The following is a 26,440-nucleotide window of genomic DNA, read 5'->3' as shown; positions in this document are numbered from 1 at the left end:
CATTTCTGAAAAAAATTGGCTGCGTTCCCGCGCTGAGGAGTCGAGGCGGGTCGAGGTTAGGCCCCGTCTTGCGGCCTCGGTTCAGACGACCGGCGGCATCTTGATGACGCGCACCCGGCCCGGCCGGCGGGTGTTGAGGCGGCGGGTGCCGAAATAGGTGCCGACGGCGGTCGCCAGCAGGATGAGGCCGATCAGGCCGATGATGTGCATCTCGGTCAGGCCGTCGAACTCCATCATGCCACGGCCCGCAAGCCAGCCCGGCGCGAGCATTACCGGCGCCCAGACGCAGGCAGACAGAACATTGGCGATCTGGAAGCGTTTTTGCTCCATCGCCATCATGCCCGCGACCAGTGGGACGGTCGAGCGGATCGGGCCGAGGAAGCGGCCGATGAAGACCGAGGCGAAGCCGTATTTTCGGAAGAACAGCCGGGTCTTGGCAACGGAATGGCGGTAGCGGTTAAGCGGCCATTTGTGGACGATGCTGGGTCCAAGCCAGCGGCCAAGGAAGTAGGAAACGATGTCGCCCAGGACAGCGCCGACGACGGCGCCGATGAGCACGGGAACGGGGGTGACGACGCCGGCCCCCAGCAATCCGCCGATGACGACCATGACCGCCGTCGCCGGAATCAGCAGCCCGACAATCACCAGGGATTCCCCGAAAGAAATCAGCCCAACGATGGGTCCCGCCCACATCTGGTTGTCTTTCAGGAGCTGCGTCAGATCGGCGAAAAATGCTTCCATCATCAGGCCTTAGCATCCGCCATTTGAAAAATCTCTAAACTTGTCGCGAGAGCAATCGGCCCGGCGGCTGCAGCGCCGGATTTCCTTCGGCCCCGTTACCATGGCGCAACGTTATCCCGGCTCTGTAGAGGGCGTGTGACGGCTGGCCCCCGCAGCGCTCCGCGCTTGCATCGCTCCGCTCCCGCGGTAACGCGGAGGCGCGGGCCTACGGTCCGACCCGCCCGTTCACGCCGATGACGCACCGGGTGCCGATGACCGTCCCATCGTCGGCCTCTCCCGGCCTAGATGCGCCCAGGCCGGCCGTTCGAACAGGAAGGTCCAGCCGAGCCGACGGCTGGCTTGCCAGATCAGCAGCGGCACGAGCACCGATGCGACAGTGGTGATCAGCGAGACGAGGCCGATGTCGGGAATGATGCCGGTCTTCAGCAGTGCCGTGCGGACCACCGCCATCGGCAGGAAGAAGGCGAGATAGACGACGATCGAATGCTCGCCGAGAAAGCGCAGTGCCGGCCCGGCATACGGCACCCCGACGAGCAGCGTCGCAAACACGATCACCGCCAGCGCCCCGGCGACGCCGAGCGCCAGCGAGATGCCCGGCGCCGCGCTCCAGCCGGACAGAACGGCTGCCAGTTCGACCCCGGCCCAGGCTAACAGCGCGATCAGGGAAGCCTTCTTGTGCGTCCCGGTCCACTGCGCCACCGCAAAGACCTGGCTGGCCAGGGCGTAGCCGGCATAGAAGTAGACGAACCGCTCGCAGAACTCGTCGATCGCGACATATCCCGTGCTGATCGGCGTAATTTCCAGGACTGCGCCGGCGAGCAGCATCAGCGGCACCGGCACGTTCCGCGCCAGTCTGACGACAACGGCAAAGACCGGCAACATCCAGATGAACCAGAGGGTGCCGAAAGGCTCGACGAAGATCGCCAGAAGATAGGCCTGGAGCATGGCGCCGACGCCCTCTTCCATGGTCATGCCCGGCCCCTTGAAGGCGAACTGGATGCTCAGCCACAGCAGGTAGAAATAGAGGAAATGCACGACGCGTCGGTCAAGGAAGCTGCGCCAGTCGCGATCGATCACCCGGGACAGGAAAAGGCCGGAGATCAGGAAGAAGTCGGGCATGCGGAAAGGCCGGGCGAACTCGACAATCGCGCCCATCCAGCTCGTCTCGCCCACCGCCTTCTCGACGCCGAGCGTCGAGTGCATCATCACCACCATGATGATGCAGAAGCCCTTGGCGACGTCGACCCAGTCGAAGCGCCTTCCCAGCGGGGATGCCGTGGCGTCGTCAGCCGCTATGGCAGGAGCGGGTTTCAGCGGCGTGGCGTACGAGATCTGTTCCATGCCGTCTCCCTTCGTGCCGTTCCCCGGTGCGACACTGCACTGGAGAGCCGCCGCGATCGGGGCGCGGCACGCTCCAGCCGCCACCCTAGCGTCAACGCGCGCGGCGCGGCGAGAATTGTCGCGGGATGGCTAAGGACGCAAGCGGCGTCGGCGGCGCCCCTCATTGCCGATGGACACCAGCGGTGCCATCTGCCGCTGGTGGCTGACGAACAGCACGAACAGGAGGACCCGGCATGGCGGACGAGAGCGAGAGCCCAGAGACCAAGCTGACCCGCAGCAAGAAGCGCTGGGCCGAGGAGGGCCGCTTCCTCACCGGCCGGCACGCCCGGCCCGAGACCGAGCGCTTGCCGCCCGGCCAGCACCTCGTCACCAACTGGCCGGTGCTCGATCTCGGCATCCAGCCGGAGATCGCGACCGAGGAGTGGTCGCTGACCATCGACGGCGCCGTCGAGCGGCCGCTGCGCTGGAACTGGGCCGACTTCACCGACCAGAATCAAAGCGAGAGCGTTTCTGACATCCACTGCGTGACGACCTGGTCGCGCTACGACAACCACTGGCGCGGCGTGACGACGCAGGACCTTCTGGCCGCCGTGGAACCGACGCCCGAGGCCGCCTTCGTCACGCTGAAGTCGGATGACGGCTACACCACCAATCTGACGCTGGCCGACTTCGCCGCCGAGGGCGCATTGCTGGCGCACGCCTGGGAAGGACAGGCGCTGACCGCGGCGCATGGCGGTCCGGCGCGCCTCATCGTGCCGCACCTCTATCTCTGGAAGAGCGCCAAATGGCTGAAACGCATCACGTTCCAGACCGAGGAGCATCTCGGCTACTGGGAGGTTCGCGGGTATCACCGCCGCGGCGATCCGTGGAACGAGGAACGCTATTCGGACTGAGGCGCGGCCCGACCGCGCGGCATGCCAAGACGCGGGAATGCGACCGCATCCGGCATTAAGGCACCAATTCCACGGTGCGAGAAATCGAATCCGCTTTCGCCTGTAAGGCTTTGAAAGAGAACATGTCGATCGGCAGCGCCGTGGCGCCGTTCTCAGCCAGATCGGCGAGGATCTCGCCGATGACGCTGGCGAACTTGAAGCCGTGGCCTGAGCAAGGCGAGGCGACGATGATGCGGTCATCGCCCGGCGCTGTATCGATGAGAAAGTCCTCGCCCGGCAGCATGGTGTAGCGGCAGACGACGGCATCGAGCCGGCGGCCTGCAGCCTGCGGCAGGCGGCTCGCGATGAAGCCGTCGGTCACGGCAAGGTCGGCGTCCCGAACCGGCGGGTTCGGCTGATCGGGATTGATCGGCTCGAACATGTGCGCGTGCTTGCCGACCTTGACGCCGGCGTCGCCGAGCGCCGGAAAGCCGAAGAACGAGCCGCCCTCGCCCTCGTCCCGGATGAAGCACGGCATCGCCGCCAGCGGTCCCCCCATCGCCGCGTCGCGTGGGCCATACCAGGCCACCACCTGGCGGATGGGGGTGGCATAGGACTTGAGTGCTGGCACGAGTTCGGCGATCCACGGCCCGGTAGCGACGACGACCTTGCCCACCCGCACCCGCGAATGCCCGGAGACCACCGTCACGCCGCCGTCGTCCGGCTCGATCGCGGTCACCCGCTCGCCGAGCCGCAGCAGCACGCCGCGTGCCGCCGCAAGCTTCAGGTGCGCCATGACGGCGAGCTCGGGTCGGAGGTAGCCGCCTTGCGGGTCAAGCACCGCGATGTCGCCCTCGTCGAGCGCGAACATCGGGTAGCGCGCCGCCATCGCCGCCTTATCTAGCACCTCGTGCGGCAGTTCGTGCAGCGCGCAGGCCTTCAGCGTGCCGGTCACGATCTGGCTGTCCGGCTGGCCCATCTGCAGCACGCCGTTGATCTCGAGCACCGGCGCCCCGGTCTCGGCGGCGAGGCGCCGCCAGTTGGCGTAGGCGCGTTTCAGCAGGGGCACATAGGCCTCGCCCTCGAAGTAGCCGAGGCGGATGATGCGGCTGTCGCCGTGCGAGGAGCCTTGCGCATGCGCCGGAAAATTCGCCTCGAAGCCCACGGCGCGAAGGCCGCGCGTCGCAAGATGGGCGACCGCCGCGCTGCCCATGGCGCCGAGGCCGATCACCGCGACGTCGAAATCCAGCGGCGCGGTCATCGGCGGCACGGCGCAAAACGGGGGATGGCGATCGGGGACATGATGGCTCCGTCTTAAAGCGCAGCAGTGTTCGGCTCGGTACGCACGGCCGCCGGAAGGCGGCCGGCGGTTGCGCTGCGACCGGCGTAGCCGGAGACGCGCGGGCGGACAAGGCATCGACCGACGCGGGCGCAGCGCGTGTTCCGGCTCTGGGGGATGCGACGCCAGGCGAACCGGTGACGGTGCGTCGCGGCTTGGCGGCCAATCGAAGCGATCACATCTCGGCGCGATGGGCTATCACTCCGCCTGAAGCTCGAAAGGATGCAGTATGGAACTCGGTCTCAGCTCGTTCGCCGAAACCACCCCGGACCCCGTGACGGGCGTTGTCGCCAGCCACGGACAGCGACTGCGCGAAGCGGTGGAGGAGATCGTCCTTGCCGACCGGGTCGGTCTCGACGTCTACGGCCTCGGCGAGCACCACCGGCCGGACTATGCCTCGTCGGCGCCGGAACTCGTGCTGGCTGCTGCCGCGACGCGGACGACGCGCATCCGGCTGACCAGCGCCGTGACAGTGCTTTCCTCGGCCGATCCTGTCCGGGTGTTCCAGAACTTTGCGACGCTCGACGGGCTGTCCAACGGGCGCGCGGAGATTATGGCCGGGCGCGGCTCGTTCATCGAATCCTTCCCGCTGTTCGGGCAGAACCTCGACGATTACGACGATCTCTACTCGGAAAACCTCGAACTCCTGCTCGCCATCCGCGAGCGTGAGGTGGTGTCCTGGCGGGGCGGCCACCGTCCGGCCATCGACCAGCGCGGCGTCTATCCCCGCCCCGTGCAGCATCTCTTGCCCGTCTGGATCGCCAGTGGCGGCAACGCGCCCTCTGCCGCCCGCGCCGGCGCGCTCGGCCTGCCGCTGGCGCTCGCCATCATCGGCGGCAGCCCGGCGCAGTTCGCGCCCCTCGTGCGGCTCTACCGCGAGGCCGGGGCCCGTGCCGGGCACGATCCGCAAAGCCTGAAGGTCGCCGTCCACTCGCACGGCTTCGTCGCTGACACCTCGGCGCGGGCCGCGGAACTTTTCTTCCCCTCGACTGCGATCGCGATGAACAAGATCGGCCGCGAGCGCGGCTGGGCGCCCTACTCCCGCGCCGGCTTCGACAATGCCCGCAGCCCCAACGGCGCGCTGTTTGCCGGCAGCCCGGCGGAGGTCATCGCCAAGATCCTCCTCCTGCGGGAGAACCTCGGTATCGACCGCTTCCTCCTGCACACGCCGGTCGGCAGCATGCCGCATGCCGAGGTGCTGGAGACCATCCGGCTCTACGGCACCGAGGTCGCCCCAGCGGTGCGCGCAGCGATCAAGGCGTCGTAGGCTTCGCCGAAGCGTCGACGGCCGAGGAAGAGCCTTCGACCATCTCCTGACGCTTCGCCCAGCAGGGGTCCCAGGTCGGCACCGGACCAAAATGGGCGGCGAGAAAGTCGACCAGCGCCCGGACCCGGGCCGTCATCGAGCGCCCGGGCGGCATCACCGCGTAGACGCCGACTTCCTCGGGCGCCCAGTCGGTGATCAGCGGGACCAGGCTGCCGTCGGCGATCGCGGGGGCGACGATGAAGGTCGGCAGCAAGGCGATGCCGAGCCCGGCGCGTGCCATCTCGCGCAGCGCCTCGCCGTTGTTCGCCCGGATCCGCCCAGTGACGCGGGCGTTCTCGGCGGCGGCGCCGCGTCGAAACTGCCACTCTGTCGACCGTGCCGTGTTGGTATAGACCATCAGATCGTGATCGCTGAGATCGCGCGGGCGCTGCGGCGTGCCGCGGGCGGCGAGATAGGCGGGACTGGCCACCGGCACGGCCGCGACCGGCGCAAGCTTGCGGGCGATCAGGCTGGAGTCCGGCAGCTTGCCGATCCGCACCGCCATGTCGAAAGGCTCGGTCAGGAGGTCGACGCGCCGGTCGTCGAGCGCCAGCTCGAGGTCGACGCGCGGATGCCGCTCCAGAAAGATCGCCAGCGCCGGCGCCAAATGCTCGACGCCGAAGCTGATGGAGGCGGCGACGCGGATGGTGCCGGCGATCTCGGCGGTCGCCGCCGCCACCGCCTCGTGCGCGGCTTCGAGGTCGCCGAAGATCACCGAGACCCGGCGGTAATAGTCGCTGCCGATATCGGTCGGCGTCGCCCCTTTGGCGCCGCGCACCAGCAGCCGCGCGCCGAGCCGCCGCTCGAGATTGGCCACCCGCCGCGACACGATCGATTTCGAAACCCCGAGCCGCTCGCCCGCGCGCGCAAACCCGCCGGTATCGACCACGGCGGCGAAAGCCTGGACTTCGACGAAATCGACCGAGGAGCGTTCCATGTTCTGCAACACCGAGGCGGGAAAATGACGACTGCCGGAAACAGCGCCGGAGCGATATCTATTCGCCATCCTTACAGCATCCGGAAGGCATGAGCATGAGCATTCTCGTTATCAAGAGCAGCGCCAGCGGCAAGAACTCCCTGTCCGGAAAGCTGGTCGACCAGCTGGTCGCGCGTCTCGTCGCGGCGGATCCGAGCCTTGCCGTCGTCGAGCGCGACCTCGACGCGTCGCCGGTGCCGCATGTTCAGTCCACCACCCTCGGCAGCATCGGCCGCGCTGCGCCGACCGAGGGCGCCGACGCGATCCGCGACCTCGCCAATGCGATGATCGCCGAAGTCCACGCCGCCGACATCATCGTGATGGGCGTGCCGATGTACAATTTCGGCATTCCGTCGACGCTGAAGGCTTGGTTCGACCATGTGCTGCGGGCCGGCGAGACCTTCGCCTACGGTGCCGAGGGGCCAAAGGGCCTCGTTGCGCCGAAGCCAGTCGTGGTCATCGAGACTCGCGGTGGCGCCTACAGCGAAGGGCCGACGACCGTGCTCGACCAGCAGGAGCCGCATCTGCGCAGCATGCTCGGCTTCATGGGCCTTCGCGATGTCGACTTCGTCCGGGTCGAGAAGCAGGCGATGGGTCCCGAGAACGCGGAAGCACAGATCGCCAAGGCCGCCGCCTGGATCGAAGGCTTCGATCTCGCCAAGGCGGCCTAACCCGCAGCGTCCGCCGGCCTGTCCCGACCGCGGGACGGGCCACCCAGGCGCGAAGAGGCGAGCCAACTCGCGGGTCGTCGCCGCGACAGAGCGACAGAATGCGCCTTCGCGCCCGCCATCATTGTGCTTGGCGCGGCGCCGGCGCGTGCTAGACTCGGCTCAGCGGAAGCCAATTGCAGCACGCCCGGTCCGCCGGAAACCCTGTCGTTCCCGACCGCCGCCATCACAGCGGGCCCGGGCTGATCGCCCGGCCCCAGACCTTACGGAGAGCGGACGATGAAAGAGAGCAAGGGCAAGACCAAGAAGCCCGCACCACCCAAGCAGAATGCTGCGGCCCCCAGCCAGAAGATGGCCGGCGCCGCCCCGCCAAAGCCGAAGAAGTAAAACGCGCCGCGCCTCCGGGTGCCGGGTTCCCGAAAGCGGACCCGGCACCCGGCGGTGCCGGCCGGCTTCGGAAAAGCCGAGGCTAGGCCTCGTATTGTCCTGCTTTCCCGCGACGGGGATTTTGGCAAGACTCTCTTCTGATGCAGTCTGCCCGCACGGCCGTCTTGTACCGTCATCGGCGCAACCTGGCGCCCATCTGCAGGAAAGTCCGCCATGATCCTCTTCGAAGATCAGACTGTCTGCTTCCGACAAGATGGTGTCCACACCGTCGAGATCGCCGTGACGCCAGCCGGACTAGCCGGACTAGCCGCCCTCCACTCCGACGCAGCAGGCCGGCAGGCGCTTGCCGCGACGGGAAGAACCGCATGACCTTTTCCATCGTCGCGCGCTGCGCCGAGACCGGCATGTTCGGCGTCGCGGTCGCCTCCTCCTCGCCGGCCGTCGCGGCGCGCTGCGCCTATGCCGCGGCCGGCATCGGTGCCGTCGCCAGCCAGAACGTCACCGATCCCCGCCTCGGCCAGCAGGCGCTGGACCTGATGGCGCGCGGCGCCTCGGCTGCCGAGACGGTCGCCATCCTCGAACGCGCAGCGCACCATCCGGAATACCGGCAGGTGCTGGCCGTCGACGCTGCGGGAAAGGCCGCGATCTTTTCCGGCGCCAAGGCGCTCGGCATCTTCGCCGAGGCGACCGGCCCGAACGTCGCCTGCGCCGGCAACCTCCTCGCCGATGCCGGCGTCCCCGCCGCGATGGTCGCTAATTTCCTCGCCTCATCCGGTCCGCTCGGCGACAGGCTGGTGCTCGCGCTGCATGCCGCCCTTGCCGCTGGGGGCGAGGCCGGTCCGGTCCGCTCGGCCGGGATCAAGCTGGTGCGCGACGTCGCCTGGCCGGTGGCGGACCTGAGATGCGACTGGAGCGAGTACTGCCCGATCGCCGAACTGGACAGCCTTTGGCGCCGTTACGCCCCGCAGCTCGACGCCTACGTCACCCGCGCGCTCGATCCGCGCGAGGCCCCGAGCTACGGCGTGCCGGGCGACCGATAGGGCACCTGGTAGCAACCGCCTGCTACTTTGCGGGAGCAGCCGAGGCGACCTCCAGCCGCTGCTTCAGCAGCCAGTCCCACAGCGACTGATCGTTCAGCGCCTCGGCCTCGACCGCCTCGTGGCTGACGTCCTCGAACACCGTCAGGCGCGCATCGCGCTTCAAGTCCTTTAGCCGCTCGTAGAGGATGACCGAGTCTGACAGCGGAATGATCTCGTCTTCCGATCCGTGGAACACCCAGAACGCCGCCTTCTCATTGGTCCGGTTGAGATAGTGGCGGTTGCCGCCGCCGGCGATCGGGACGACGGCCGCGAAGGTCTCGGGATACTGCTCGGCCATCGCCCAGGCGCCGAAGCCGCCCCGGCTGTAGCCGACGACGTAGATCCGGCTGCGGTCGACGCGGTACTTCGAGATCACCTCGTCCAGCGCGGCCTTCACCTTCTCGATCGGGTAGAGAAGTTCTTCGCTCGGATTCTGTGGCGAGAAGACAATGAACGGCAACGCCTTGCCGCCGTCGATCATTTTCGGCAGGCCGCTGGCCCTCACCTTCTCGATATCGCTGCCGCCCTGGTCGCCGCCATGAAGCCAGACCACCAGTGGATAGCTCTCGCCGGAGGTCTCGTAGTCTTGAGGCGTGGACAGAAGGTATTTCAGGTCGTTGACGATGGGCGCTTCGGCAGTATGCGGCTTTTGATCGGCCAGGGCCGAGACCGGATTCGAGATGGCGACCGCGCCGAGCGCGGCCAGCGAAAACAAGTATCGCAGCATGATTGGTCCTCCCTTTGACGAAACGAAGGATTGGACGACAAGCGGCAATACCGCCGGCATCATCCAGCGCCGCCGAGCCTTCGTCCGCTGCTTGGTAACCCGGCGAAAAGGTTCGTAGCAAGAAATATCAGGTGGACTGCGCATTCCGCCATGCGCCGGATCTTTCCTAAACCCCCGCTGCCAGCCGCTCGATCAGCCCGTCCATCATCGCGTCGCAACGGGCGAGTTGCTCCTCCGTCACAAATTCGTCGGGCCGGTGCCCTTGCGCCATCGAGCCAGGGCCGCAGACGACGATGGGAATGCCGGCGGTCTCCGAGAACAGACCGCCCTCGGTGCCGAAAGCCACCTTGATGGTGCGGTTGGTGCCGGTCAGCGACTGGACGAACTCGACGACGGCGGCATTGCGCGCGGTGTCGAGGCCGGGGTAGCCGCCGGTGGTGGCGATGTCGATGCGGGCGTCGGGATCGGCGGTGGTCGCGACGATGCGGCTTGCCTCCTCCTCTAGCTGCCGGATCATCGTCTTCGGGTCGTCGCTCGCGAGGTGGCGGATCTCGAAATCGACCTCGGCATAGTTCGGCACGATGTTGGGGCTGGTGCCGCCGCTGATCCGGGCGACATGCAGCGTGGTGTAGGCGACATCGTAGTCGTCGTCCTTCGTGCCATGGGCGGCGACCTCGGCCTGCAAGGCCCGCACCGCGCCGACGAAATCCGTCGCCAGGTGCAGCGCGTTCAGCGCCATCGGCGCCAGCGCCGAATGGCCTTCGCGGCCGTGGCAGCAGGCGCGGTAGAAGCCCTTTCCCTTGTGGCCGGTGGCGACGACCATGTTGGTCGGCTCCCCGACGATGCCCATCAGCGGCTTCACCGGCGCGCCGGCGAGCATCTCGATGAGATCGCCGACGCCGATGCAGCCGATCTCCTCGTCGTAGGAGAGAGCGAGGTGCAAGGGCGTGACGAGATCGCGTTCTGCGGCGCGGAGCGCGGCGGCGACGGCGGAGGCGACAAAACCCTTCATGTCGGCGCTTCCGCGGCCGAACAACCGCCCGTCGCGGCGCGTCAACTGGAACGGATCGACGCTCCAGTCCTGGCCCTCGACCGGTACGACGTCGGTGTGACCCGACAGCATGACGCCCGGAACGCCCTGCGGGCCGATGGTGGCGAACAGATTGGCGCGGGTGCCGCTCTCATGCGGAATGATGTCGATCTCGGCACCGGCTGCCGAGAGCAGGCCGCCGACATAGTCCATCAGCGGCATGTTGGGGGTGCGCGACAGTGTTGGGAAGGCGATGAGCCTTTCCAGGATGTCCAGGGTCGTCGGGGGGCGCTGCATGCGGAAGTGTGTCCTCTGCTGTCTATTATCCGGAATACGACATTTCCGACTGGTCTTGCGTCGCTCCAGCGCTGCCCTTCGTGAAGGACGGCGTGGCAGGCGTGGGTCACCCTTCGCGACGGACTTATCTAACGCTCAGTAAAGCTTGCCAAATTTCCGATGCCAAGCCCATCAAATCAGCAAGCCTGCATTAGAATTAAGCATCAAATTTTCTGATGACGAACTGTGCGAAAAACGAATGAATCCGGTTGACCGCAACGCAATGAGGTCGTTGACTGCGGCATCAGCGGCTGCCGATACCCTCGGCGGCCGACCGGAACAAGAGGCCAGATCACCGCATGAATGGCTCGGCATCAGCATTGGAAACCTCCTCGGGGCAAGGTGATCGGGCCTCGTCGGTCCGCTTCCAGAACGTCCAGAAAAGCTATGACGGCGAGGTCCTTGTCGTGAAGAACCTCAACCTCGACATCGCGTCGGGCGAGTTCCTCACCATGCTCGGCCCGTCGGGCTCGGGCAAGACGACGGCCCTGATGATGCTGGCTGGCTTCGAGCCTGCGACACACGGCGAGATTTACCTCAACGGCCAGCCGATCAACCACGTCCCGCCGCACAAGCGGGGCATCGGCATGGTGTTCCAGAACTACGCGCTGTTCCCGCACATGTCGGTCGCCGAAAACCTCGCCTTCCCGCTCAATGTCCGCAAGATGCCGCGAGCCGAGGTCGAGAGCCGGGTGCGCAAGGTGCTCGCCATGGTCAAGATGGAGCAGTTCGGCAACCGCCGGCCGGCCCAGCTCTCCGGCGGCCAGCAGCAGCGCATTGCGGTGGCCCGCGCGCTGGTGTTCGAGCCCGAGCTGGTGCTGATGGACGAGCCGCTCGGCGCGCTCGACAAGCAGCTGCGCGAGCAGATGCAGTACGAGATCAAGCACATTCACGAGAACCTCGGCGTCACCGTCGTCTACGTCACGCACGACCAGACCGAGGCGCTGACGATGTCGGACCGGATCGCCGTGTTCAACGACGGCGTCATCCAGCAGCTCTCGACGCCGAACGCGCTCTACGAGGCGCCGCAGAATTCCTTCGTCGCCCAGTTCATCGGCGAGAACAACCGGCTGCACGGCACTGTCAGCCGCGTCAGCGGCGACACCGCCGAGGTCCGTCTCGACAGCGGCGAGACGGTGCGGGCACGCGACGTGAACTCGGGCGGCATGAAGTCGGCGACGACGATTTCGCTCCGGCCCGAGCGCATCGCCTTCGATCCGGCCGAGGGCAGCGTCGACAACATCCTCGAGGGACGGATCGAGGAGCTGATCTACCTCGGCGACCACATCCGCGTGCGCATGACCATCGCCGGCAATTCCGACTTCGTCGTCAAGCTGCGCAACGAGTCGGGCGGGCCCGCCATCGGTGCCGGCCGCACCGCGCGCGTCGGCTGGAAGTCGGCCGACTGTCACGCGCTCGACCGCATGGCCGGCTGAGCCACAGGCTTTCTGTCGGCGTCCTGCGGGGCGCCCGTCATCCTTTCGAGACCAACGGCCTTGCGGTGATCGCGGGCTTCAAATGGGGAAGTGCATCATGCGTTTCATGACTTGGATGGCGTCGACAAGCATCGCTGTCGGGCTTCTCACCACGGCCGCGACCGCGGGCGAGATCACCGTTGTGTCCTGGGGCGGCGACTACGCCAAGAGCCAGGACGAGGCCTATTTCAAACCGTGGACGGCGGCCACCGGCAACAAGGTGAAATCGGTCGATGTGGACAATCCGAAGACCCCGATCAAGGCCCAGGTCGAGGCGAAGAATGTCAGCATCGACGTCGCCGACGTCGAGTTCTCCGATGCCGTGCGCTACTGCGACGAGGGCCTGCTGGAGCCGCTCGATACCAAGACGCTGCCCGCCGGCATCGACGGCACCGCGGCCGACAAGGACTTCATCGAGGGCGCGCTCGGCGACTGCTCGGTCGCCAACATCGTCTTCTCCACCGTTTTCGCCTACGACACCTCGAAATTCTCCGGCGCGAAGCCGACGACCATGGCCGACTTCTTCGACATCCAGAAGTTCCCCGGCAAGCGCGGCCTGCGCAAGGACCCGAAAGCCAATCTCGAAATGGCGCTGATGGCCGACGGCGTGCCGGCCGCCGAGGTCTACGAGATGCTTGACACCAAGGAAGGCGTCGACCGCGCCTTCAAGAAGCTCGACCAGATCAAGGGCAACGTCGTCTGGTGGGACGCCGGCAGCCAGGCTCCGCAGTTGCTCGCGGACGGCGAGGTGGTGATGACCACCGCCTATAACGGCCGGATCTTCGGCGCCCAGATCAAGGAGAACAAGCCGTTCGCCATCGTCTGGGACGGGCAGATCCTCGACATGGACTTCTTCGTCATCCCGAAGGGCGCGCCGAACAAGGATCTCGCCTGGGACTTCATCAAGTTCGCCACCGGCTCCAAGCCGCTGGCCGACCAGGCCGCCTGGATCTCCTATGGCCCGGCCCGCAAGTCTTCCGGCCCGCTGGTCGGCAAGTTCAACGACGGCAAGACCGACATGGCCCCGCATATGCCGACGGCCGAGGCGAACATGGGCAACGCCCTCGTCAACAGCTTTGAGTTCTGGGCCGACCACAACGACGACATGCAGGCCCGCTTCGCCACCTGGCTCGCCAGCTGAGCTGAACCCAGAAGCGGCGGGGCCCTCCCCCGCCGTTTTCGCATCACCCGGACTGCCGCCTGCAGAAGGCACGTCCAGCGAACAAGGCGGAAAGCCCATGAGCGACATGCTCCTCGACGCCCGCAGCGCTTCGGCCAGACCCAGCGCCCGGCCGGCCATCGTCGCCGCCGACGGAACGCCGCTGAAGCAGGCGCTGATGCGCGCCACCCGCCGCGCCCGCTGGCGCGCCTTCTCCTTCGTCGCGCCGCTCGGGCTGTTTATCCTCCTGACCTTCGCCTTTCCCATCGGGCAAATGCTCTGGCTCAGCATTTGGAACCCGACTTTCGGCGATGCCATGCCGCGGACGACGGCCTATTTCAGCGCCAATGCCGGCCTCGGGGTTCCCGGCGAACCCGGCTTCGAGGCGCTGGCGCTCGACATCAAGGATGCCCAGGCGGACCGGACGCTCGGCCAGGTCGGCACCCGCATCAACTACACCATGCCCGGCGCCAACTCGCTGTTCAAGAAGACCGCCCGCGGCGTCGCCAAGCTGGACGCCGGCCCCTACAAGGAGGCCCTCGTCGGCATCGACAAGGACTGGGCCGATCCCGCGATGTGGGATGCGATGCGCCGCGCCTCTTCCTCGATCACCGGCGACTTCTACCTCGCCGCCGTCGACCTCACCCGCGACGCGTCCGGCAGCATCGTCGCCATGCCGCCCGAGCAGAGCATCTACGTCATGCTGTTCATCCGCACGCTCTGGTTGTCGGCGGTGATCGCCGCGATCTGCCTGGTGCTCGGCTTTCCCGTCGCCTATCTCCTCGCCACGCTGCCGATGCGCACCTCGAACCTCCTGATGGTGCTGGTGCTGCTGCCGTTCTGGACGGCGCTCCTGGTGCGGACCACCGCCTGGCTGGTGCTGCTGCAGGGACAGGGCGTCCTTAACAACATCATGGTGGCGCTCGGCATACTGTCCGAAGATGGCCGGATCGAAATGATCTACAACCGCACCGGCACGATCATCGCCATGGTGCACATCCTCCTGCCCTTCATGATCCTGCCGCTTTACTCCGTCATGAAGACGATCAAGCCGCACTACATGCGCGCCGCGATCTCGATGGGGGCAACGCCGGCTCTGGCCTTCCGCAAGGTCTACATCCCACAGACGGTCCCCGGCATCGGCGCCGGCACGCTGCTCGTCTTCATCCTGGCCATCGGCTACTACATCACGCCCGCCCTTGTCGGCGGCGCATCGGGCCAGCTGATCTCCAACACCATCGCCTTCCACATGCTGTCGTCGCTGAATTGGTCGCTGGCGGCCGCGCTCGGCGCGATCCTGCTGGCCGGCGTGATGCTGCTCTACTGGCTCTACGACCGCCTCGTCGGCATCGACAACATGAAGCTCGGCTGAGGAGACGGACCATGGCGCTGCCGATCTACGCGACCCCGCTCGACCGCTTGACCTATTACGGCTTCCGCATCTTCTGCGGACTGGTCTTCCTGTTCCTGATCGCCCCGATCCTGATTATCATCCCGCTCTCGTTCAACGCCGAGCCCTACTTCACCTACACCAAGGCGATGCTGACGCTCGATCCGGCGGCGTTCTCGATGCGCTGGTACGACCGGCTGCTGACCTTCGGCATGGCCAACCCAGATGCCCCCCGCGACATGGCCTGGTGGTGGGACGTCTGGGACAATGCGCAATGGGTGCACGCGGCGAAGAACTCGATCATCATCGGCGTGTCCTCGACGATCCTCGCCACCGTCCTCGGCACCATCGCCGCGCTCGGCCTGTCGAAGAAGGAAATGCCGTTCCGCAAGGTGATCATGGCCCTCCTGATCTCGCCGATGATCGTGCCGCTGATCATCACCGCCACCGGCCTCTTCTTCTTCTACTCGGCCACCGGGCTCGCCCACACCTATATCGGCATCATCATGGCGCATGCGACGCTGGGCATCCCCTTCGTCATCATCACCGTGACCGCGACCCTCGTCGGCTTCGACCATTCGCTGACGCGCGCTGCCGCCAATCTCGGGGCGCCGCCCTCGACCATCTTCTTCAAGGTCATGCTGCCGCTGATCACCCCCGGCGTCATCTCCGGCGCGCTCTTCGCCTTCGTCACCTCGTTCGACGAGGTGGTGGTGGTGCTCTTCGTCGGCAGCTTCGACCAGCAGACCATCCCGCGGCAGATGTGGAACGGCATCCGCGAGCAGATCTCGCCCTCGATCCTTGCCGCCGCGACGATCCTCGTCCTCTTCTCCATCGCCCTCCTCACCGCCGTCGAGCTGCTGCGCCGCCGCTCCGAGCGGCTGCGGGGCGTGACGCCCTCATAGGCGTCGCGCGCGGGCAGCGTTGCGGCCGGTCGCCCAGACATCCGCTTGCCGCCCCCAGCCCCCGCTGCTAGTCTTTCGGCAGGCCAATACCGCCTGCCGCTCGCGCCCTTTGGGGCATGGTGAAGGTATCGCGACACACCCGTCCTCCGCTCCTCGTTGAACGGCGAACGCGTCGGCAGTGCGAGCCCCGGCATCTCGTTCGCCTGACAGGACGGATGGAAACATGCGCAGTTTTCTCGACGCCAAGATCATGGCGAAGAGCCTCCGGGCAAATCTCGAGCAGCGGGGCACGCCCCTCTCCCACAGCCAGTGCCTGGAAATCGTCGCCGGCCAGTTCGGCCTCGACAGCTGGAACGTGCTCGCCGCAAAGATCGGCGATGCGGCCGGCTTCTCCACCGACGCCGCCCGGGCCATCGGCTTCCACGAGACCGCGCCGATCTTCCGCACCTTCGCCGAGGACAAGGCGAAGGAGTTCTACCTCGGCTTTCTCGGCTTCACGCTCGACTGGGAGCTCCGTTTCCACCCCGGCGCGCCGCTCTACTGCCAGGTCTCGCGCGCCGGGCTGATCCTGCACCTCAGCGAGCACCACGGCGACGCGACGCCCGGCTCCACCACCTTCGTCGCCATGCGCGGCATCCGCGCCTTCAACGCCGAAGTCCTCGCCCGCCGCTATGCCAACAATTCTCCCGGCGTCGAGGACATGCCCTGGGGCCTGATGATGGAGGTCATCGACCCCTTCGGCAACCGCATCCGCTTCTGCGAGCGGCCCGCGGAAGCCGAAGCGAACGGACAGGCGCCGGTTACAAGCGAACCCGTCATGGTCTGAAGGCGGTGCGTGTCGGTGTCACGCCAACACGGGCAATCTCGACGCTTCGCGAATATTTGAAATCTCGTCATCCTCGCGCGCAGCGCGGGGACCCATGCCGAGGCGCAGAACGCCGTTACAACGGCGGAGGCAGCCCGCCTCTGACGAAACGGAGCGGAAACGTCCTGGCATGGGTCCCCGGCCTGCGGCCGAGGATGACGACCGTCGGAGTTAGCGTCCCGGTCAAGCGATGCCCGACAGTTCAGCGCGCAGGCAGGGTCGCTGAAGACCCAGCACGACGGCCTTATCCGTGTATGCCAAACCCCGGCCGAGCCGCCGCTTCGATCGACTGCGGCAGGATGAACGGTACGCCGGCAGTCGGCAGCTGGCCGACCCGCAGCTGGATTCCGAACACGTCAGCGAGCAGGCCATCCGCCAGGACCTCCGACGGCTTCCCCTCCGCCGCGATCCGCCCGGCCTGCATCACTAGCATCCGGTCGGCGAAGGTCGCGGCAAGGTTCAGGTCGTGCAGGATGGCGAAGACCGCACCGCCGGCGTCGGCGAAGGCGCGGGCGATGATCAGAACCGCGATCTGGTGGCGGATGTCGAGGCTCGACGTCGGCTCGTCGAGGAACAGGGTGCGCGGAACGCCCTCCGCCACCGGCGCGCCGATCTGGCAGAGCACCCGGGCGAGATGCACCCGCTGCTGCTCGCCGCCGGAGAGTTCCTGGAAACGCCGCGCGCCGAAGCCGGCGAGTTCCACATTCTCCAGCGCCGCGAGCGGCTCGCGCCGTCGCCGCTCGAGCGTCAGGCCAGGGCGCCCGTCGAGGCCGAGCCGCACGACCTCCAGCACGGTGAACGGAAAGGCGAGGCCCGCGCTCTGCGGCAGCACCGCCCGCTCGCGGGCGAGCGCCTGCGGGGTGAACCCTTCAAGCGGCTGGCCGCGCAGCGTGACCCGGCCTGCCTGCGGCGGTATTTCGCCGGTCATCACCCTCATCAGCGTCGACTTGCCGGCGCCGTTCGGACCGACGGCGATCGTGAGCTCGCCCGGCCGCACCTTGGTGCTGATGCCGGCCAGCACGTCCCGCGATCCCAGCCGGACGGAAACGTCCTCGAGCGCTAGCATGGGTGCCTCACAGGTCAATGATGCTGCGGCGGCGCAGCAGCATCCAGAGGAAGAAGGGCGCGCCGATCGCCGCGGTGATGATGCCGATCGGCAGCTCGGCCGGCGCGGCAATGGTGCGGGCAAGCATGTCCGCCGCGATCAGGAGGATCGCCCCGAGAAGGCCGGATGCCGGCAGCAGCGCGCGGTGATCGGCACCGATGGCAAGGCGCAGGAGATGCGGGACGACGATGCCGACGAAGCCGATGACGCCGGAGGTCGCGACCGCCGCCCCGGTCGCCGCGGCGACGAGGAAGATCGCAAGTTTCTTCAGTCGCTGGACGGAGACGCCGAGATGAAAGGCCTCCGCCTCGCCCAGCACCAGCGCGTTCAGCCCACGGCCGAGCACCGGCGCGGCGAGGATCACCGCGAGCATGATCGGTCCGCTCGCCGCAAGCTTGGCCCAGGTCGCGCCGCCGAGCCCGCCGAGGCTCCAGAAGGTGATGTCCCGCAGCTGCTGGTCGTCGCTGATGTAGACGAGGAGGCCCATTACCGCGCCCGACAAGGCGCTGAGCGCGATGCCGGCGAGCAGCATGGTGGCGACGGAGGTGCGCCCGCCGCGTGTCGCGATGAGGTAGAGGACGATGGTGGTCGCGAGACCGCCGAAAAAGGCCGCGAGCGGCAGTGCGAAGCTGCCGAGCACCGAGGGGGCGACGAGGCTCCCCCCGAGCACGATCATGCTAACGGCGGCGAGCGCTGCGCCAGCCGAGACGCCGACGAGGCCGGGATCGGCGAGCGGGTTGCGGAAAAGGCCCTGCATGACTGCGCCTGCCACCGCGAGCGCCGACCCAACGAGCCCGCCGAGGAGGATGCGGGGCATGCGGATCTGCCAGACGATGATGTGGTCGCCGCCGAAGCGGGCCAGCCCGTCGGCGCCAGCAAAAAGGATCGCCACCACCCGGCTGGGGGCGAGCGCCGCCGGGCCGACGCCGAGCGAGAGCACGCCGCAGGCGAGTAGCGCCGCCGCCAGAACGGCGATGGCGAACGCTGCCCGGAGCGAGCGATCGCCCTCGCGCGCCGCCGCCGAGGCCAGCCGCAGCCGGGAGGCCATGGCATTCATGGCTGCGACAGCGCCAGGTCGGGGTAGAGCCTGCCGGCCAGTTCGCGCGCGGCGGCCGGGGTGCGCGGGCCGAAGCCGAGGAGGTAGAGCGCGTCCATGGTGATCACCGCCTTGTTGCGGCCGGCCGGTGTCTCGGCCAGCGCCGGCAAGGTGACGGCCGCGCTCGCATCGTGCGCCGCGCCGCCGCGGTCCATCATCAGGACGACATCCGGCTGCAGCGCGGCGGCGGCCTCCCAGGACAGCGCTTTGTAGCCTTGCATGTCCGCCAGCACGTTGTCGGCGCCGGCCAGCCCGATCATGCTGTCGGCCGCGGTGCCCGAGCCGGCCGCCATCGGCCGGCCATCGGCCAGCGACAGGATGAACAGCACGCGTTGCCGCCGGCCGATCCCGGCGAGATCGGTTTCGAGTTTTGCAAGATCCGCCGCCATCGTCGCGGCGAGCCTTTCGCCCTCGGTGCCGCGCCCGACGGCGGCGGCGACGGTCCGCACCTTTTCCGCCAGCGCCCCGGCATCGTGCCCGGCCGGCACGTGCACCACCGGCACCCCCGCTCCGTCGATTAAAGCGACGGCGTCGGCCGGACCGGCGCCCGCCTCCATCAGGATCATGTCTGGCGAGAGCGAGAGCACGCCCTCGGCCGACAGCGCGCGGATGTAGCCGACATTCGGGTGCGCCTTCGCCTCGGGCGGATAGAGGCTGGTCGTGTCGACCGCCGCGATCCGCTCGCCTTCGCCGAGCGCATAGAGGATCTCGGTGACGGCGCCGCCGACCGAGACGATGCGCTGCGGCTCGGCCGCGCCGGCCGGCATAGCAAGCATGGCCAAAACGGCTGCAATCCCGGGAAGCCGGGTCTGGAACGGGATCATCGGGGACCTCACTTGGTCAGGATCAGCTTGCCGGCGCGGGTGAGGCGCAGGCGGTAGAGCACGCCGTCGTGGACGATGCCGATTTCCCGCGCCGCGCCGAACAGGTCCGACGCCTGGAAGTGACGAAACGGCAGCGGAAGATGAGCGGTGTCGCTGGACGCGAACAGAGACGGGTCGGTCGGGATATCGGCAGCATTCATGGCAATACGATCAGCTTTAGAATGATTCAATTCTGGAATGATTCAAACAACTTAGATGTATCCAGTTATTTGTTGACTCACATATTCATCTTTGGGTAGGAGCGTCAACCAGGGGTCTGTTAGCGCAATGCTGGCAACGGCCCAGGCACCGCCAGCACGGCCATGCGTTTCCGCTGACCCAGCCCGCAATGCTTTCCTTTCACCAAGCCCCAGGGAGTATTGCGATGGGTCGCCGCGCGCGCCTTTACGCCGGAGTTGCGTCCGGTCTGATTACCGCCCTCGCAATGGTCCGGCCCGGCCTTGCGCAAGAGGCCGTTCCGGCCGGCGCCATCGAACTCGCGCCGGTGACCCTGTCGGGGGCAACCGGCAAGGTTCCGGCGACGAAGGCCGCCAGCGTCCTTACCCACCGCGTCGCCCGGCCCGAGATCGACGCCACGCAGATCGAGGATCCCGACGATATCGGCCGGCTCGATCCCGCCGTGAACTACAGCGAGGGGTCGAAGAGCTTCAACATCCGCGGGCTCGACAAGGCGCGTGTGCTGACAACGGTCGACGGCATTCGCATTCCCTGGATCGAGGACGGCGCCCGCGGCCTTACCGGCGGCGTCTCAGGCTTCGACTTCAACACGCTGTCGCAGCTCGACATCGTCAAGGGTTCGGATTCCAGCCTGTTCGGCTCGGGCGCGCTCGGCGGCGTCATCGCCCTGCGGACGATCAATCCGGAGGACCTCCTCGCAGACGGCAAGGTCTTCGGCGGCGTCTCCAAGGGCAGCTTTGACAGCAAGGACCAAAGCTGGGGCGTCGAGCAGGCGCTGGCCGCCCGCATCGACCAGACCTTCTTCCTCGTCCAGGGCGGCACCCGCGAGGGCCACGAGATCGAGAACCAAGGCGATGTCGGCGGTTTCGGCGCGCTGCGCACGGAGAAGAACCCGCTCGACTTCGACCAGGACAACGTGCTGGCCAAGGTCCGCCAGCATGTCGAGGGCGGCCATGTCTTCGGCCTGACGGCGGAATCCTTCGACCGGGACGACGACATCGAAAGCCGGACGTCCTCGATCGCCACCTATCGGCCGGGCTCGGCGATGCAGGACGAAAGCAATGCGCGAAAGCGCGTCTCGGCGAGCTACGAATACGACCCTGGCAACACCGACGGCCTAATCGACGCGGCCGAGGCAGTGGTCTACTGGCAGCGCCAGCAGCTCGACAGCGACTTCTCCGCCGTCCGCCTGACGACACCCAGCGGCGCCTACCGTCGGCTGACCGAGCGCGAGGAGGAAACCTACGGCGTCAACGGCAGCCTGCTGTCCGAAGCCGAAATCTTCGGGGCAACGCACGGCTTCACCGTCGGCGGCGAGCTCTTCGCCAGCAAGGCTTCGTCGGCCTCGATCGGCGAAGACAGCTGCCCGGCCCCGCCCTATACGGGCCGGTTCTACAACTGCAACTTCCTCCACTCCAACCAGTCCGACATGCCCGACGTCGATGGCACGACGCTCGGCCTGTTCCTGCAGGACGAGATCGCGCTCGCCGAAGGCAAGGTCCGCATCACGCCCGGCATCCGCTACGACTGGTACCGCCAGACCCCGCAGGAGACGCCGGGCTTCACCGACAACGTCACCTATACCGGTCTGCCGGACGAATCCTCGGACTCGGCCTTCTCGCCAAAACTGCGCGGCGAATGGGACATGGGGCCGGGCGTGACCCTGTTTGCCCAATGGGCGCAGGCCTTCCGCGCGCCGACGGCGTCGGAGCTCTACCTGAGCTATGGCGGGCCCGGCACCTATCTCCGCCTCGGCGATCCCGCGCTCGAGCCGGAAACCAGCAATGGTTTCGAGATCGGCGCAAAGCTCGGCGACGAGATTTTTGGCGGCTCGATCAACGGCTTCTACAACCGCTACAAGAACTTCATCGACGCGGTGTCGGTGACGCCCGCCGAGGTCGGCATCCCCGCCGGCACCTATCCCATGGGCATTACCCAGACGCTCAACCGCGACAGCGTCGAAATCTACGGCGCGGAAGCCATGATCTACTACAACCAGGACCTCGGCTGGCACGGCTTCGCCTCGTTCGCGAGCTATCTCGGTAGGGACCGCGCGACCGGCGAGCACCTCAACTCGATCCCGGCGCTGAAGGGCGTTCTCGGCGTTGGCTATGGCTTTGAGCAGTTCGGCGGCGATCTCATCCTCACCGGCGTCGCCGCCCGCAACAAGGTGGAGAACGACCTGTCGAAGACGCCCGCCTACGGCCTCGTCGACGTCACCGGCTGGTGGGCGCCCGAAGCGCTGCAAGGAGCAAAGCTCAAGGCCGGGGTCTACAACCTCCTCGACACCACCTATTATGATGCTCTCGACATCCCCGACAGCGCCACGCTACCCAAGGAATACTACACCGAGGCGGGCCGCAGCTTCAAAGCGACCCTCACCTTCCAGTTCTGACCGCCGCCGGGACGCCTCGGCGCACCCGGCCACCCCAACCGGCCCGGCCCTTGCCGCCGAGCCGGCCTTCTCCGCCGAAAGGACAGACCGATGTTTATCGCCATGAACCGCTTCAAGGTCGCCAAGGAATCGACCCATGATTTCGAGCAGATCTGGCTGAACCGCGAGAGCCAGCTCAACACGCTGCCCGGCTTCGTCGAGTTTCAGATGCTGCGCGGGCCGGAAGCTGAAGACCACGTCCTCTACGCCTCGCACACGACCTGGAAAACCAAGGCCGACTTCGAGGCCTGGACCAAATCCGAGGCCTTCCGCGCCTCGCATGCCCGTAGCAACACCTCCGGCCGCGCGCCAACCTATATCGGCCATCCGCAGTTCGAGGGCTTCGAGAGCTTCCAGCACATCAGTGCTGCCCCGGCCGCCGACGCCGCCTGACATCAGCACACGCTTGCCGGCAGCAAAGGTCCGGATGTACCGCAAGGGGTGTCCGGGCCTTGCATCGTCGGCGGTCTCACTCGACGGCGTCGGCGGGCGGCCTTAGTCCTCCCCGGCGCATGCGAACGATGTCGGCTTGTCGCCGATGTAGCCCGGAAGTGCCTTCGCCGCCGGGCTCAGCGCCAGCGAGAGAGCCGTCTTCACCATCGACTTCTCGTCCGCGCTGACCTCAGCCGCCGGGAGTTTCGGCTGCGTGCGCATCCAGTCGGCCCAGATGAACTCTGCGAATTCCTTCTGCTCCATCTCGGAGCGGCAAAACCCGCCGGCCTTGCGCAGCCGCCAGGCGAGACTGCGGTACGGGTCATCCGGAAGCTGTACCAGCGACGCCGGCAGCTGGCTTGGCTGAAGAGGCTTGCCGTTCTCATCCGCGAGCCGCACCAGCTGATCCTGGGTGAGTCCTTGCCAAAAGTCCGCCTCGGACTCGAAGGCGGGTCGGGCAACGATCTCGTACAACGCGTTCGGATGACCGGCCAGGCGCCAGGCATCGGCGCCGTGATGATGATCGGTGATGAACAGGGCGCCCCCCGGCCCGTGGACGACCTTGATGGGGTCGGCGGCAAGCGCGCGCATCGCCTTCTTCGGCTTGTCCTCGATCTTGGCGGCCTTGCTCTCCACTTCATCGAGGCCGACGGCGCCCTGCAGGGGCCGGAGTTCGCGGACGTCGCAGGTGCAGACCGTGCCGGCGGACGTCTTGTCCGAGCATCCCGCGTCGGCCGCAGCGGCGGACCCCGATGGAATGGCTAGAAGAACTGAGATTCCCCAGCACATGGTGATCGTCTTCATGGAAGCTCCTCCCCGATCAATGACCAAGACGCCCGACCTCTGGCGATGACGAGATCACGACCGCGGACGGTCAGCCGACCGCTTTGTCACGACAATATCCCTCGGAGACCGCGCGTCCATGGGATGAATTGCCCGATTGGCAACGGAGCTAACGAGTTTCCAGCGCGCTCATTCGGAAGGCGCCCTGAGGGGTTCCGGCAGCCGCTCAGACTTCCCCGATGACGACGGTGTGGGCGGGAGACCAGACGAGGTCGACTGCGGTGCCCACGGCAGCCGGCCGCGCATCGCTGTTCTGGGCGAAGACCTTGAAGCTCTGCCCGGCGCCCTCGGCGACATAGGTCAGCGCCTGCCCGGCATAGACCATGGAGACGATCCGTGCCGGCACGCGGTTCACCTGCACGCCGGTCATCGCGCCAGACGCGGCTCCCTCCGCCTCGATCGCGATCTTTTCCGGCCGCACGGCGAGCGTCACCTTGGTCACAGCAGGCTGCAACTGCGCGGTCGTGGCAATGGGAGTGCCGTCGGCGAGCATGATGCCCGCAGGCCCAACCATCCCCTCAAGGAAATTCATGTCGCCGAGGAATTCTGCAGCAAAACGGGTGCTCGGCCGTTCGTAGACCTCGGCGGGCGCTCCGATCTGGACGATCCGGCCCTGGTCGAGAATGGCGATCCGGTCCGACAGCGTCAGCGCCTCCTCCTGGTCGTGCGTGACGAAGATCGTGGTCAGGCCGCTCTCGCGCTGGATGCGCAGCAACTCGACCTGCATCTCCTGGCGCAGCCGACGGTCGAGCGCCGAGAGCGGCTCGTCGAGCAGCAGCACTTTCGGCCGGGTGACGATCGCCCGAGCCAGCGCCACGCGCTGCTGCTGGCCGCCGGACAATTGCTTCGGCTTGCGGGCGTCGAACCCCTCCAGCCGCACCATCTCCAGCGCCCGGCCGACCTCGCGCTTCGCTTCCAAGCCGCGGATGCCACGTCGGTTGAGGCCGAAGGCGACGTTGTCGGCGACGCTGAGGTGGGGAAACAGCGCATAGTTCTGGAACACCATGCCGATGTTGCGCGCCCAGACCGGCACGTCGGTGACGTCCTCGCTGGCGATCGCGACGCGGCCGGCATCGGGCGCGACGAAGCCGGCGATGATCCGCAGCAAAGTGGTCTTGCCGGAGCCGGAGGGCCCGAGCAGGCTGGTGAACGAGCCGCTGGCGAAGCTCGCCGTGATGTCGGCGAGCACCGGAGTCGGGCCAAAACGCTTGGCGACGGCGGTGAGGTCAACGGCGCTCATCGGCGGCTCCCGGTCGGGCGAGCAAGGCAAAGCCCAGGATGACCAGCATCGAGCCGATCAGGAGGATGGTGGAAATGGCGTTGATCTCCGGCGTGAAGCCCTTGCGGATCGCCGAATAGATTTCGACCGGCAGCGTGCTCGCCCCCGGCGTCGCCAGGAAATAGGAGACGACGAACTGGTCCAGCGAGACCGCGAAGGCGAACAGCGCCGCGCCGACGATGCTCGGCACCAGCAGCGGCAAGGTCACAAGGAAGAAGGCCGCGACCGGCCGCGCGCCGAGGCTCATGGCGGCCTCTTCGAGATCGACCTGCACGGTCGCGAGCCCGGTGCCGACGACAAGCACGACATAGGGGATCGCCAGCGCGACATGGCCGATCAGCATGGCGTGGAAGCCGCGGCCGATGCCCGTCCAGAAGAAGAAGACCAGCATCGCCGTGCCGGTGATCAGCCAGGGGATGGCGATCGGCGGCAGCAGCAGCAGTTTTAGCAGCGTCTGGCCGCGAAACGTCCGGCGCGAGAGCGCCACCGCTGCCATGGTGCCGAGCGCGGTCGCCAGCACCGCCGTGATCGCGGCGATCGAGAGGCTGTTGGAACCGGCGCGGATCAGCTTCGCATTTCCCGCAAGCGCTTCGTACCAGCCCGTGGTGAAGGTGAATGGCAGCGCGTAAAGCGGCGACTCGTTGAAGCCCATGGCGATCATCACCGCGATCGGCAGATAGAGGAACACCAGGACGAGGCCGAGGTAGAATTTCGCAAGGCGGCGCATGGCGTCTCTCAGGCCAGCGTCGCGCGGCGCAGCACGCCGGAGAAGGTGGCGAAGACGGCGATCACCACGCCGAGGATGGTGAAGGAAAGGGCAGCGCCGAGCGGCCAGTTGAAGGCTTGGGTGAACTGGTCCTCGATCACCGTGCCCATCGTCACCCCGACCGTGCCGCCGAGAATGCGCGGCTCCATGAAGCTGCCGATCACCGGCACGAAGATCAGGATGGCGCCCGAGATAAGGCCGGGCATCGCCATCGGCACCAGGATTTTGCCGAGGATCACCCACCAGCGCGCCCCAAGGCTCGCCGCCGCCTCGATCACCGTGTCGTCGATGGTGACGAGGGCGATGTAGCAGGTGAGCACCATGTACGGAAGGTAGCCGTGCACGAGGCCGAGGATGATCGCCGGCTGGGTGTAGAGGAAGCCGAGCGTCGGCGCGCCCGGCCAGACCGTGCGGGCGACGGCGTCGAGGAAGCCGCCCTCGCGGATCACCATTGTCCAGGAGAACACCCGCACGAGGCCGTTGGTCCAGAACGGCAGGAGGACGAGGATCAGCAGCGTCTCGCGCACCCGGCCGGCGGTCGCTTTCGCCAGCGCCAGCGCGGCGAGGAAGCCGGCGACGGCGCAAATCCCGGTGGTCCAGAGCCCGATCGAGAGCGATCGCCAGGCGACGCCCCAGAGATAAGGCAGGTCCGCGAAGGCGCGGTAGTTCTTCAACGTCCAGGCCACCGGCTTCGAGCCCATCGGCGTCGCCGTCAGGAAGCTGAAGACGAACATGGTGGCGAGCGGCAGGAGCACGGCGAGCGTCAGCCAGGCATAGGTCGGCAGCAGCAGCGCCGCCGTCGCCGCCCAGCCTGGAAGGCGCAGGCCA

25 protein-coding genes are annotated in these 26,440 nt (G+C 67.1%); 11 read left to right on the top strand and 14 right to left on the bottom strand.

Annotation, left to right across the window (positions count from 1 at the left end):
- Positions 1 to 81: 81 nt before the first annotated feature.
- On the bottom strand, positions 82 to 741 hold the full coding sequence (locus ACZLZQ_RS09595) for a DedA family protein (RefSeq protein WP_472931949.1): 660 nt from the start codon (positions 739 to 741) through the stop codon (positions 82 to 84).
- A gap of 225 nt (positions 742 to 966) precedes the next feature.
- Positions 967 to 2,082, bottom strand: a complete 1,116-nt coding sequence (locus ACZLZQ_RS09590) for an acyltransferase family protein (RefSeq protein ID WP_472949145.1) — start codon at positions 2,080 to 2,082, stop codon at positions 967 to 969.
- 233 nt (positions 2,083 to 2,315) lie between these two features.
- Here ACZLZQ_RS09590 and ACZLZQ_RS09585 point away from each other — a divergent pair, with 233 nt between their 5' ends.
- Positions 2,316 to 2,975 (top strand): sulfite oxidase-like oxidoreductase, encoded by a 660-nt coding sequence (locus tag ACZLZQ_RS09585; protein ID WP_472949144.1) that lies wholly within the window; start codon positions 2,316 to 2,318, stop codon positions 2,973 to 2,975.
- 55 nt (positions 2,976 to 3,030) lie between these two features.
- Here the strand turns inward: ACZLZQ_RS09585 and solA are convergent, their stop codons facing one another.
- Positions 3,031 to 4,215, bottom strand: coding sequence for an N-methyl-L-tryptophan oxidase (solA, locus tag ACZLZQ_RS09580; RefSeq protein WP_472949143.1), 1,185 nt, complete (start codon positions 4,213 to 4,215; stop codon positions 3,031 to 3,033).
- Positions 4,216 to 4,522: 307 nt separating this feature from the next.
- Here solA and ACZLZQ_RS09575 point away from each other — a divergent pair, with 307 nt between their 5' ends.
- A complete protein-coding gene (locus ACZLZQ_RS09575; RefSeq protein WP_472949142.1) occupies positions 4,523 to 5,560 on the top strand; it encodes an LLM class flavin-dependent oxidoreductase in 1,038 nt (345 codons plus the stop codon).
- Here the strand turns inward: ACZLZQ_RS09575 and ACZLZQ_RS09570 are convergent.
- Positions 5,547 to 6,605: a LysR family transcriptional regulator gene (locus ACZLZQ_RS09570; protein ID WP_472949141.1), complete on the bottom strand. Its 1,059-nt coding sequence runs from the start codon at positions 6,603 to 6,605 to the stop codon at positions 5,547 to 5,549. The two genes, ACZLZQ_RS09575 and ACZLZQ_RS09570, sit on opposite strands and share 14 nt — an antisense overlap.
- 26 nt (positions 6,606 to 6,631) lie before the next feature.
- Between ACZLZQ_RS09570 and ACZLZQ_RS09565 the strand changes: the two genes are divergently transcribed.
- Both ACZLZQ_RS09565 and ACZLZQ_RS09560 read left to right on the top strand, forming a co-directional pair.
- Positions 6,632 to 7,246 carry an FMN-dependent NADH-azoreductase gene (locus tag ACZLZQ_RS09565; protein ID WP_472949140.1) on the top strand — a complete coding sequence of 205 codons (615 nt, stop codon included), beginning with the start codon at positions 6,632 to 6,634 and terminating at the stop codon, positions 7,244 to 7,246.
- Positions 7,247 to 7,995: 749 nt separating this feature from the next.
- Positions 7,996 to 8,670, top strand: coding sequence for a DUF1028 domain-containing protein (locus ACZLZQ_RS09560; protein WP_472949139.1), 675 nt, complete (start codon positions 7,996 to 7,998; stop codon positions 8,668 to 8,670).
- A gap of 22 nt (positions 8,671 to 8,692) precedes the next feature.
- Here ACZLZQ_RS09560 and ACZLZQ_RS09555 read toward each other — a convergent pair whose 3' ends face one another.
- Together ACZLZQ_RS09555 and argE are read right to left on the bottom strand one after the other, a co-directional pair.
- Positions 8,693 to 9,436: a carboxylesterase family protein gene (locus tag ACZLZQ_RS09555; RefSeq protein WP_472949138.1), complete on the bottom strand. Its 744-nt coding sequence runs from the start codon at positions 9,434 to 9,436 to the stop codon at positions 8,693 to 8,695.
- Positions 9,437 to 9,602: 166 nt separating this feature from the next.
- Positions 9,603 to 10,763 carry an acetylornithine deacetylase gene (argE, locus tag ACZLZQ_RS09550; RefSeq protein ID WP_472949137.1) on the bottom strand — a complete coding sequence of 387 codons (1,161 nt, stop codon included), beginning with the start codon at positions 10,761 to 10,763 and terminating at the stop codon, positions 9,603 to 9,605.
- A gap of 338 nt (positions 10,764 to 11,101) precedes the next feature.
- On the opposite strand from argE, the gene ACZLZQ_RS09545 reads away from it, so the two are divergent.
- The 5 genes from ACZLZQ_RS09545 to ACZLZQ_RS09525 all read left to right on the top strand — a co-directional run bounded on the left by ACZLZQ_RS09545 (position 11,102) and on the right by ACZLZQ_RS09525 (position 16,557).
- Positions 11,102 to 12,238 carry an ABC transporter ATP-binding protein gene (locus tag ACZLZQ_RS09545; RefSeq protein WP_472949136.1) on the top strand — a complete coding sequence of 379 codons (1,137 nt, stop codon included), beginning with the start codon at positions 11,102 to 11,104 and terminating at the stop codon, positions 12,236 to 12,238.
- Positions 12,239 to 12,335: 97 nt separating this feature from the next.
- A complete protein-coding gene (locus ACZLZQ_RS09540) occupies positions 12,336 to 13,418 on the top strand; it encodes an ABC transporter substrate-binding protein (RefSeq protein WP_472949135.1) in 1,083 nt (360 codons plus the stop codon).
- Between the two features lie 97 nt (positions 13,419 to 13,515).
- Positions 13,516 to 14,808 (top strand): ABC transporter permease, encoded by a 1,293-nt coding sequence (locus ACZLZQ_RS09535; RefSeq protein ID WP_472949134.1) that lies wholly within the window; start codon positions 13,516 to 13,518, stop codon positions 14,806 to 14,808.
- 11 nt (positions 14,809 to 14,819) lie between these two features.
- On the top strand, positions 14,820 to 15,731 hold the full coding sequence (locus ACZLZQ_RS09530) for an ABC transporter permease (protein ID WP_472949133.1): 912 nt from the start codon (positions 14,820 to 14,822) through the stop codon (positions 15,729 to 15,731).
- Between the two features lie 223 nt (positions 15,732 to 15,954).
- Positions 15,955 to 16,557, top strand: a complete 603-nt coding sequence (locus ACZLZQ_RS09525) for a glyoxalase superfamily protein (protein WP_472949132.1) — start codon at positions 15,955 to 15,957, stop codon at positions 16,555 to 16,557.
- A gap of 283 nt (positions 16,558 to 16,840) precedes the next feature.
- Here the strand turns inward: ACZLZQ_RS09525 and ACZLZQ_RS09520 are convergent, their stop codons facing one another.
- Genes ACZLZQ_RS09520 through hemP form a run of 4 tightly spaced genes read right to left on the bottom strand, consistent with a single transcriptional unit; the run spans position 16,841 to position 19,821 of the window.
- Positions 16,841 to 17,662 (bottom strand): heme ABC transporter ATP-binding protein, encoded by an 822-nt coding sequence (locus ACZLZQ_RS09520; protein ID WP_472949131.1) that lies wholly within the window; start codon positions 17,660 to 17,662, stop codon positions 16,841 to 16,843.
- Between the two features lie 7 nt (positions 17,663 to 17,669).
- Positions 17,670 to 18,749, bottom strand: a complete 1,080-nt coding sequence (locus ACZLZQ_RS09515) for a FecCD family ABC transporter permease (protein WP_472949130.1) — start codon at positions 18,747 to 18,749, stop codon at positions 17,670 to 17,672.
- A 5-nt stretch (positions 18,750 to 18,754) separates the two neighbouring features.
- Complete coding sequence (locus ACZLZQ_RS09510) at positions 18,755 to 19,573, bottom strand: heme/hemin ABC transporter substrate-binding protein (protein WP_472949234.1); 819 nt, start codon at positions 19,571 to 19,573, stop codon at positions 18,755 to 18,757.
- Between the two features lie 56 nt (positions 19,574 to 19,629).
- Entirely contained in the window at positions 19,630 to 19,821 is a 192-nt protein-coding gene (gene hemP / locus ACZLZQ_RS09505) for a hemin uptake protein HemP (RefSeq protein ID WP_472931730.1), read from the bottom strand.
- Between the two features lie 224 nt (positions 19,822 to 20,045).
- Between hemP and ACZLZQ_RS09500 the strand changes: the two genes are divergently transcribed.
- Complete coding sequence (locus tag ACZLZQ_RS09500; protein WP_472949129.1) at positions 20,046 to 22,253, top strand: TonB-dependent hemoglobin/transferrin/lactoferrin family receptor; 2,208 nt, start codon at positions 20,046 to 20,048, stop codon at positions 22,251 to 22,253.
- A gap of 90 nt (positions 22,254 to 22,343) precedes the next feature.
- On the top strand, positions 22,344 to 22,685 hold the full coding sequence (hmuQ, locus tag ACZLZQ_RS09495; RefSeq protein ID WP_472949128.1) for a heme-degrading protein HmuQ: 342 nt from the start codon (positions 22,344 to 22,346) through the stop codon (positions 22,683 to 22,685).
- Positions 22,686 to 22,787: 102 nt separating this feature from the next.
- Here hmuQ and ACZLZQ_RS09490 read toward each other — a convergent pair whose 3' ends face one another.
- The 4 genes from ACZLZQ_RS09490 to ACZLZQ_RS09475 form a co-directional block, all read right to left on the bottom strand.
- Entirely contained in the window at positions 22,788 to 23,528 is a 741-nt protein-coding gene (locus ACZLZQ_RS09490; protein WP_472949127.1) for a ParB-like protein, read from the bottom strand.
- A 205-nt stretch (positions 23,529 to 23,733) separates the two neighbouring features.
- Positions 23,734 to 24,807: an ABC transporter ATP-binding protein gene (locus tag ACZLZQ_RS09485; protein WP_472949126.1), complete on the bottom strand. Its 1,074-nt coding sequence runs from the start codon at positions 24,805 to 24,807 to the stop codon at positions 23,734 to 23,736.
- Positions 24,794 to 25,573 carry an ABC transporter permease gene (locus ACZLZQ_RS09480; protein WP_472949125.1) on the bottom strand — a complete coding sequence of 260 codons (780 nt, stop codon included), beginning with the start codon at positions 25,571 to 25,573 and terminating at the stop codon, positions 24,794 to 24,796. Before ACZLZQ_RS09480 ends, ACZLZQ_RS09485 begins: the two co-directional genes overlap by 14 nt.
- Positions 25,574 to 25,581: 8 nt before the next feature.
- Positions 25,582 to 26,403 carry an ABC transporter permease gene (locus ACZLZQ_RS09475; RefSeq protein WP_472949233.1) on the bottom strand — a complete coding sequence of 274 codons (822 nt, stop codon included), beginning with the start codon at positions 26,401 to 26,403 and terminating at the stop codon, positions 25,582 to 25,584.
- Positions 26,404 to 26,440 lie beyond the last annotated feature (37 nt).

The sequence above is a fragment of the Mesocryomonas lacus genome, from assembly GCF_055730105.2.
Note: the sequence above shows the minus strand (reverse complement) of the source record. Positions and strands in the feature narration are given on the sequence as shown.